The sequence below is a fragment of the Desulfotruncus arcticus DSM 17038 genome, from assembly GCF_900113335.1.
In the GTDB taxonomy this organism is placed as follows: domain Bacteria; phylum Bacillota; class Desulfotomaculia; order Desulfotomaculales; family Desulfallaceae; genus Desulfotruncus; species Desulfotruncus arcticus.
Map to the genome: position 1 here is coordinate 20,802 of NZ_FOOX01000028.1, position 7,797 is coordinate 28,598.

5 protein-coding genes are annotated in these 7,797 nt (G+C 45.5%); 2 read left to right on the top strand and 3 right to left on the bottom strand.

The genetic code is table 11. The features are described from left to right. Nucleotides 1-478 precede the first annotated feature (478 nt). On the top strand, nucleotides 479-673 hold the full coding sequence (locus BM056_RS27825) for a hypothetical protein (RefSeq protein ID WP_165613703.1): 195 nt from the start codon (nucleotides 479-481) through the stop codon (nucleotides 671-673). A 411-nt stretch (nucleotides 674-1,084) separates the two neighbouring features. Here the strand turns inward: BM056_RS27825 and BM056_RS24385 are convergent, their stop codons facing one another. From BM056_RS24385 to BM056_RS24395, 3 genes are read right to left on the bottom strand one after another with little or no spacing between them, the layout of a single operon-like run. Next, the gene (locus BM056_RS24385; RefSeq protein WP_092475831.1) at nucleotides 1,085-1,852 is read right to left on the bottom strand and encodes a DUF3427 domain-containing protein; all 768 of its coding nucleotides are present in this window, start codon (nucleotides 1,850-1,852) and stop codon (nucleotides 1,085-1,087) included. Nucleotides 1,853-1,900: 48 nt separating this feature from the next. Further along, nucleotides 1,901-3,799: a DUF1998 domain-containing protein gene (gene drmB / locus BM056_RS24390; protein ID WP_092475833.1), complete on the bottom strand. Its 1,899-nt coding sequence runs from the start codon at nucleotides 3,797-3,799 to the stop codon at nucleotides 1,901-1,903. 4 nt (nucleotides 3,800-3,803) lie between these two features. Further along, nucleotides 3,804-7,454, bottom strand: a complete 3,651-nt coding sequence (locus BM056_RS24395; RefSeq protein ID WP_092475837.1) for a helicase-related protein — start codon at nucleotides 7,452-7,454, stop codon at nucleotides 3,804-3,806. A gap of 70 nt (nucleotides 7,455-7,524) precedes the next feature. Here BM056_RS24395 and BM056_RS24400 point away from each other — a divergent pair. Beyond that, nucleotides 7,525-7,797, top strand: a 273-nt coding sequence (locus tag BM056_RS24400) for a transposase (RefSeq protein WP_131820843.1), incomplete at its 3' end; no start/stop codon positions are given.

Below are 7,797 nucleotides of genomic sequence, written 5' to 3' on the forward strand. Positions count from 1 at the left end.
AGAAATTCCTCCTTTCACGCAAAAAAGCCGCCTGCTTTTATGAGGCATAAAGCAAACGGCTTCATAATATATGAAAAGAGAACGCAGAATAAAAATTACGTTCTCTTTGTCATTTCTCAGTATTAATTTTTATTTCTTCGTAGGAAGTAGTTTTTACTGACCGTAATATCAGACAGGCATTTCTATTATCTCGGGTTACAAAATATCCTTGCTAAACCGGTTAACGCTGGCAGCGATGTCAGCCAAGGTAACGGTCGCCAGGCGCGCGGTTCGCCTCCACCGCGGCCCTTCTCAGACGAGACAATTCGCGCCTCGCGTAGTCCGGCCAACGTGCGGCGGATCGCAACCGAGTTTGTGCCAACGCAAGCAGCCATCTCTTCTGATCTCATACCCTTATGGTTTAGTTTGGGAGCTTTGATAGAGATTATGCCGTGCCAAGAACTTTAAAAAGGCATTTAGGTTATTTTGTTGTTCTTCATTGGTAATTCTGTCTATAGACCTGTATGGTACGATACTGTCGCTTGGCAAGCAGGAATTCAGCGTCCACGGTGGCGGGGTCGCACTGGTAGGCACTAATCAGTCCTCCGTTCTTGGTCTTGTCCGGGTTTTCTGCGTAGTCGGTGCAGTCTTTGAGCGAGGCTGCGATCGTTTTCCCCTTGCCGATGTGCAGTGAGATTAAGCGGGTGGTTGCCACAGATGCTCGCCTCCGATCAAAAACGACGGGTAGGTATTGAAATGAAACTTATCCCGTCGTTTTTCGTATTAATCTTCTTGTTTTCTCGGAAAAATCTGCCGCTGTTTTCGCCGTTGCAGCGCTTCAATTCACAGGAGAAATAATCTCCAGCGTGTCTGACGATGATTTGCTTATTTTTCTCCGCGCATAGCGGACGGTATTAGGCCAGACCATACCCGCTTTTTTTCCGCCATCGCATATGGTTATCTACGGCGCCATAGAGCCGCCAGCGAATAGTCGACGCACCGGATAACGGTGCGCTCGAACATGTATCTCTCTGCATGCCGCATAAACAAGACCGACACAGACCGTTTGTCCAGCTGCCATAACCGAATTTTATTGCTAAAATAATCAAGTTTCCGGAATAGAATGTTCTTGCAGCACTTGTATCAATTCCTCAATTTTTAATGCCGGTGTTTTTCTGTGTATCATCGCATGACAATTGGGACATATCGGTCGCAAATCTTTTTCGGGATCAACATAGTAATTTTCCTTTATTTCCGCTAAAGGTTTTAAATGGTGAACATGTATAAAGTCTTTTCCCAGTTCGCCGTATGTTTTTTCAAAATCAAAATTGCAAACAACACATCTATACCCATAAATATTGATACACCTTTTCCTGGCTTCCGGATTTCGTTCATAAATATTGACGATATGCTCATGCCTGGCTCCTTCTTTTATGACACTTATTAACATATCGGCTTCTTTCTGCGAAAATTGTTCTTCGTAAGAATTATTTACGATTTTCCATGTAATCTGAACAGGAGTTGTGTCCTCGTAAGAATAAGGTATGCCGGTTCCGGCAAAGGTATAAGGTTTTGAATTGTCAAATCTATAGAAAATGTAAATATATCCGGGCGGATTAAGCAATAACTGTATTTGTGGATTACTCAATTTCGTTTTGCTTTTTGCATACCAACGGAATAGATTACCTTCAAATTTATTTTTATAACTATGACCTGTTCTTCCGGGAGTGTCTATGTTTGCAAAAATAAAGAAATCGTTATTGTATAAATTATAGCCGGTGTCCCAATTACCGCCGTGTGTGTTTGTGGATATTCCTATAATTTTATAAATATCCTTTTTGGTATATTCTTTATCAATAATAAATGAGTACATGATAATCCGCCTGCCTTTTGAAATAGTGGATGACAGCCGTTCAACAAACTACCAATCGAAAAAGAATCCGATATTTTTGTTCTCAAATGTCCCGACAACCAATCCTCTGTCAAGAAATACATTGTATTCTTCACATCCGGTTTCAGGTATCAGTGCGCAAGCGTGGCAGGCGGCAAGGTTCAAAGAGTCGCGTCCCTGTCCGTGACTCAAGATACAAACGGGATCGTTGGAGCAGATCTTTGCATTCTCTATTGCCTTTCTGAAAATACGTCCGAATGAATCCGGTCTGCCTTGCCTGACCAAACCGCCGAGAGTGCCTTGTGAATCTCCGCTCGCGGTGTATATAAATATTCCGGACATTTCTTTTCCGTCTGCCTCCTCGCCGCAATATATCCTTTCGCGCAATGAGGCAATACTGTAGCCGCACTCAAAACTCAGTTGCTTAATCAGCAAATGAGCCAATGTATGCAACAATACAAATTTCGGAGTTACGGTTCGCGGTCGCTGTTTTCCCATAAACGAATCGGCATAACTGGCATTTATAAAGTTTACACGCTCGGTCACTGACGGATTGTTTGCCGCCCATTGTTCGATGTCCGCTTGGGAAAACTCGATAAAGATGCCTTCGCCGCGCACCTCATATGCCGGATACCATCTTGTCTCCGGTTCTTTTACGGATACAAAATTCGGATCACCGATACCGTTTGCGCTTGCCGACGGGGATAATCTCGTAAATCCGACAAGAGCACGAACTTCTCTTATTTTAGTGATAAGAGAAATACCCTTTAAATGAGGTAATCCGTACTCTATTATATCCATCGATTCGCGTGAGAAGTCTCCCAAAGAGGTACTCTGAATACCGGCAGCCCCATTTAGGGCCTCATACTCTTCGGCACGGTATTCAATGCTTGTGGTGTCATACTCGACAACTGGTTCTTCCAACCATTTTCTTTTTAAGATAGTTTCAACTTGGATGTCGGTGGCACCGATTTCTACACCGATGTCATGTGCCCATTTTGAAATCCTTTTTTGTATTTTATCGGTTCTGTCTTCCGGGTCTTCGTCTCCGATGATCGCGATGCATTTCCGAAAAGATGCACTCTGTTCGATTTTTTCCGTCAATTTTTCCGCATACGGCGGGATAACCAAAGAGCTTAAAGTAACTGGGAAGTATACCGAGGAAGAACCGCGTTGCATGGTCCTGGGATACTTGCCGCATTTTTCTTTGAGGTGTTTATACGGATGATTGCCTTCGCAACGGAAATCGTCTCTGTCGTCCTTTCTATCCAATGCCTCAAAAATTTCAGGGTCGAAAGCATCCTTTAACGTGGTTGATGCATCGCAATTTTCGCAAGTGATAACCAAACCTTCCAGTCCCTCTGAGGCGGATGTGCCGGTTTTAAATGTCAGAGACGGATTGGAACAAACCTCTTTTGCGCCGAACCTACTGCGCCTGTGGACCCATTTAATCCATGGAAAATCACTGATATGCCCGCTTTCACAAACTGCCACAATACGGGCAACGACCAAATCCTGTCGACAAGTCGTGCATTTCATATGTCGCACCATATGCGGGTCTAAGTCACGGGTTTTCTGAGAAGCTTTTTGTTGATACTCTTCATGCCATTTTTTTATCGGTTGAAATTTGCGGCATTTCGGACAAAAATACCACTCCGGAAACCGAACGTAAGAGATACCTTCTCTGAACTCCGCCTGATCTTTGCCGCCGGGCATACCGAAGTAATCCACATTCAACGCTTTTTCAAAACGCTCGTCGTGGATTTGTATCACTGTTTCGCTCCAATATTCGGGTGCCGCTGTCATAAGCGTCTGGTCGGGGAAATCTATCATCGCGCCGACACCGTACTGCAACACTGACTGAGAAGCTCGAACAGTGTGTGTTATACTGTTCAGTTTTTCTTTGCTTTTCGGTGATTCCACAGCCATCTCGTCATTCCCCCCAAACCAATATGTTTCCCGCAATGGAACTGTCAACATTTCTCATGGAAGTCAATGTGTCAAAAGCGGATACGTCATAACCAGCTGAGCCGAAAGCCTTCAACAAACGCCTTTCTCCGGCACTCGGCTGCTTGACCATAAACCGTCTTCCGAAATACAGGTTTCCGTTCGGCGCGGTTTTAGCCAAGCGACTCCAAGCGTCGAGAAAATTGTTTATCTCTGTTTCAATTTCGGTACTGTCGTCGGAAAGACCTGTATCCGCTCTTTCGTTGATCTCTTTAATCCTTCCGACAATAAAATTCCTAATACCGTCAATGTTTGCGGCAAAAAACTCTCTGTCGAATCGGGCGGCATCCCTGTCATCGCTCAAACCTGCGGAGTATCTTATCATGGCGGTAATCACGGCATGTAAAGCACGATCGCGCGCCGGCTTGGAAAACGGAGTGGCACCGGTTGGCTCTACAAAACGGTAAAATGACTCGTGATATGCCTTGAATTGCTCGAAATGCGAACGATCACGGCTTTTGGAGCCGTCATACAACACGAACGCCACTCCGGGATATTGGCGTCCCACACGGCTTGAGGCCTGAATGTATTCGCTTGTCAGTTTCGGTTGTCCGACAAGCAGCATCACATTCAATCTCGGAACATCGATACCGACTGAAATCATATTTGTGGCAAGCAGAACATTGGAAGCGTAACGCTTATTTGAGATATTTCCCTGCGAGTACTCCAGTTTTTCAAGCTTGTCCAATGTTTCGTTCAGCTCGGTCGTTGTGACGCGGCTCGTCAGCTCATCCGAACCGACAATCAGTCGTGCGTCGCGTCGCGTACCGAGACGGATGGACATTCTGATGATAAAATCTTTAACGTCGTCGTCGATCAGCGTTGCGCATTTGCCGAGGTCTTTCAGACTGTTGAAATAGACTGTGAGCGTCCATATCTTATCTTTTACTTCATCGGGCAAATCCATCATTTTTGCCTTCTGAAGCAAAGCGGCGAGAGACCTGACCTCCATCATGGCCTTTGTCTTCCCGGCAGGCATAAGCCCGATGTATTTGCGTCCGAAAACACCGTCTTCATGGGAAATTTTCGATTCCCGTGCAAAGAATGAATCATCCGCGTTCAGCCCCGGAGGGGGAAATTGTACTACATTTCTGTTATACAACACCGAGCATTGTTCTTTTGCCCGCCGAATAGTCGCTGTCGAAGCAATGATTTTTGGGGGCACACCTTTAGCTTTGCACAAAGCGTCTATAACCGTTTCATACAGACCGACAATCGTTCCGAGGGGACCGGAAATAAGATGAAGCTCGTCTTGTATGATTAATTCCGGTGCACGGTTATCGTTGCATGCGGCAAAAAACGAGCCTACCGCGCTTTCCCACGGAAGCATGGCAAACTTATCCACAGTACCGAACAGCAAAGTCGGTGGATTATCGTATAATTCTTCATCGACAATTTGAATAGGCAATCTTGAATTGAAATCACAGGACTCCTGGGGACAAGACAGATAAAAATGTTTGTTGTCGCGCATTTTATAGCCCCATTGCCCGACCAGTTTTCCGTCCTTGCTGTCCTTGACGAGTTTCGTTCCGCACCATGGACATTTCAATACCTGAAATTTGTTGTGCTTCTCTTTATCGTTGCGAACACTGCCTGCGGTTGCCGCAAGAAGTTTTTCCAAGCACTTTTTCGCATACCCGTTCTTGTTCGGAGTATGTTCTCCGCCTATCCACAATCCGATGGTGACAGCTTCATTGCCCAATTCGTAAGACGGATATCTGTGCTTCTTTGCTGAGCAATCACGTCGAATGAATTCACATGCACAGATAAGCGTCGCGGCCCGCGTAAACTGTTGTGCGGCCAGCAATCTCAGCGTATATCGCATAATAACGGCCGTTCCCGCCGATGTCTGACGGTGGGTCAATCGTCTGAAAAAGATCACAAATGCCGCCAATCCCAGGTATGCCTCGGTTTTGCCGCCGCCGGTCGGGAACCAAATCAAATCGACAAGGTTTCGTTCGGAACAATCGTCATAAACGACAGAATTGACACCCATAAGAATAAACGCAATCTGGAACGGACGCCAGCGATGTTTATCCTCTGCCGAATAATAATTTGTCTTATTCAAAAGATCTGTAAGCTCGCCGTCATCGGGATAACGGTCCGTATTTGCCGTTTGCGCCTGTAAACGCAGCTGTTCTCTTTGCATGAACATGGCACGATTGGCGAGTTGGAAAGAGTTCCACGCATTCTCGTCAGTTTCGAGAGTACCTATGCCCGCATACATTCTGTCGCAAGCTTTTCTGCATTCGGCAATGTTATTCTCCGCTGCCCGACGATAAGGGACATCCAAGTCAACCGCCGCCGTTTCAAGTCCGTCGATCCACTTTTCATAAAAATCGACGATTCCTTTCAATGCGGATAGTTTTTTATCTTTGTCCGTGTCGTTGAGGTCGGACAGATACTTCATGGACAGCATGTCTTCCGAAACGCTGTCATTCTTCGGCAAACCGAAATCCATAGACGGAACCTCGGTTTCCGGGAAGAAATCCGTGTAAATTGTTCCGTTACCCGACTTATCTATCTGCCAATCGACGGATGTCCCCAATCCCGAACCGTAAATTCTTTTTTCCCTGTACAGCAGTGCGAGAGACTGTTCTTCCTCATCCATACAGGAGACGTCCGAGATCGCTCCATATTCGCAAAATATAAACGAATTATCGGAAGACGAAAAAGAGATTTTCGGTTGGAACAGGCAATTGGTACCGTTGGGCTTCCCGTTACCGTCATTGACCAACATAACGGTTACAGACCAAACGCCGTCGCCGATTTTTCGTCTCAGAGCCGTTATCTTTGCCTTAGTGCCGTCAATGTTCCTATTGTTATCAATATAATCGCTTTGCGAAAAAACCAATGCGAATTCAGCCTCATGCGGCTCTCTCACGTGACCGGAGTTCAATTGATCGCAAAAACGGTAAGCAATATTTTTAAGAGCAAAATTCTCTTCTTCAGTCAATGTGTCCCATTCGATTGTTTGTGTGATTTCTTTCTTTTTTACCGGTTTTCGGAGTCTTACGCAAGAGGTATCCGTTTCGTATTCCATTATGTGCGCAAGCACGGCGGGAACGGCATATGTCTCGGGATTGGGCGGACAAAAAGGAATTCTGCAATCGGAAAGCTTTGCCCGTCTGTATGTTGCGAAAGATACCTTCCCGCAAATCGTGTCGGCATTGCCTTTAACGACAAATGTGATACCCATAGAAGAAGGTAGATTTTGTGAGGCGAGTCCGATTTCCTCGTCCAAGTTTTCATTTGCATAAGAATCGGCCTGAACCTTACTTCGTACGGTTTTGCCGTTCTCCGACATGCTGTCTTTTTCAGTGGAGAAATCGTCGTCTTCATCGTCGCGATCTACTTCCGGGTGTTCCTCAACCCGCATGCTTTCGGTATTTTCGGAGTTGATGATGTTGTCCTGCGGAAACAAAACGCCGATGGAATACCGCTTTTCCGGCGCATTGGTAATCAGTTCGCGTTCGGCATCCGGCACGGAATACTCCGATCCCGGCCCCAAAAGTTCGTTTTTTATCAAAACGATATATTCGTCGCGAACACCGATCAGTTGCTTATTGAAATCCATATTGACCCGTACCCCTTTTGATGGACAGTAAGAACACGTAGTATACTAGAAATTGAAAGGGGCAAAAAATATGGCAAGGCAATACAGTACAGAATTTAAAATGGAAGCTATAAAACGAGTAGAAGCTTCCGAAGGATCAGTGGCTTCTGTTGCAAGGGAATTAGGTATAAAAATCAACACGCTACATGGTTGGTTAAAAAGATATCGTGAAAAGCCTGAAGGGCCATTCCCTGGTAGTGGTAAGTTAAGCCCAGATGATGAATTGATAAGAAAACTTGAGCGCCAGGTCCGGGATCTTCGAGAGGAAAATGAAATCTTAAAAAAGGCGGCAGCTTACTTCGCG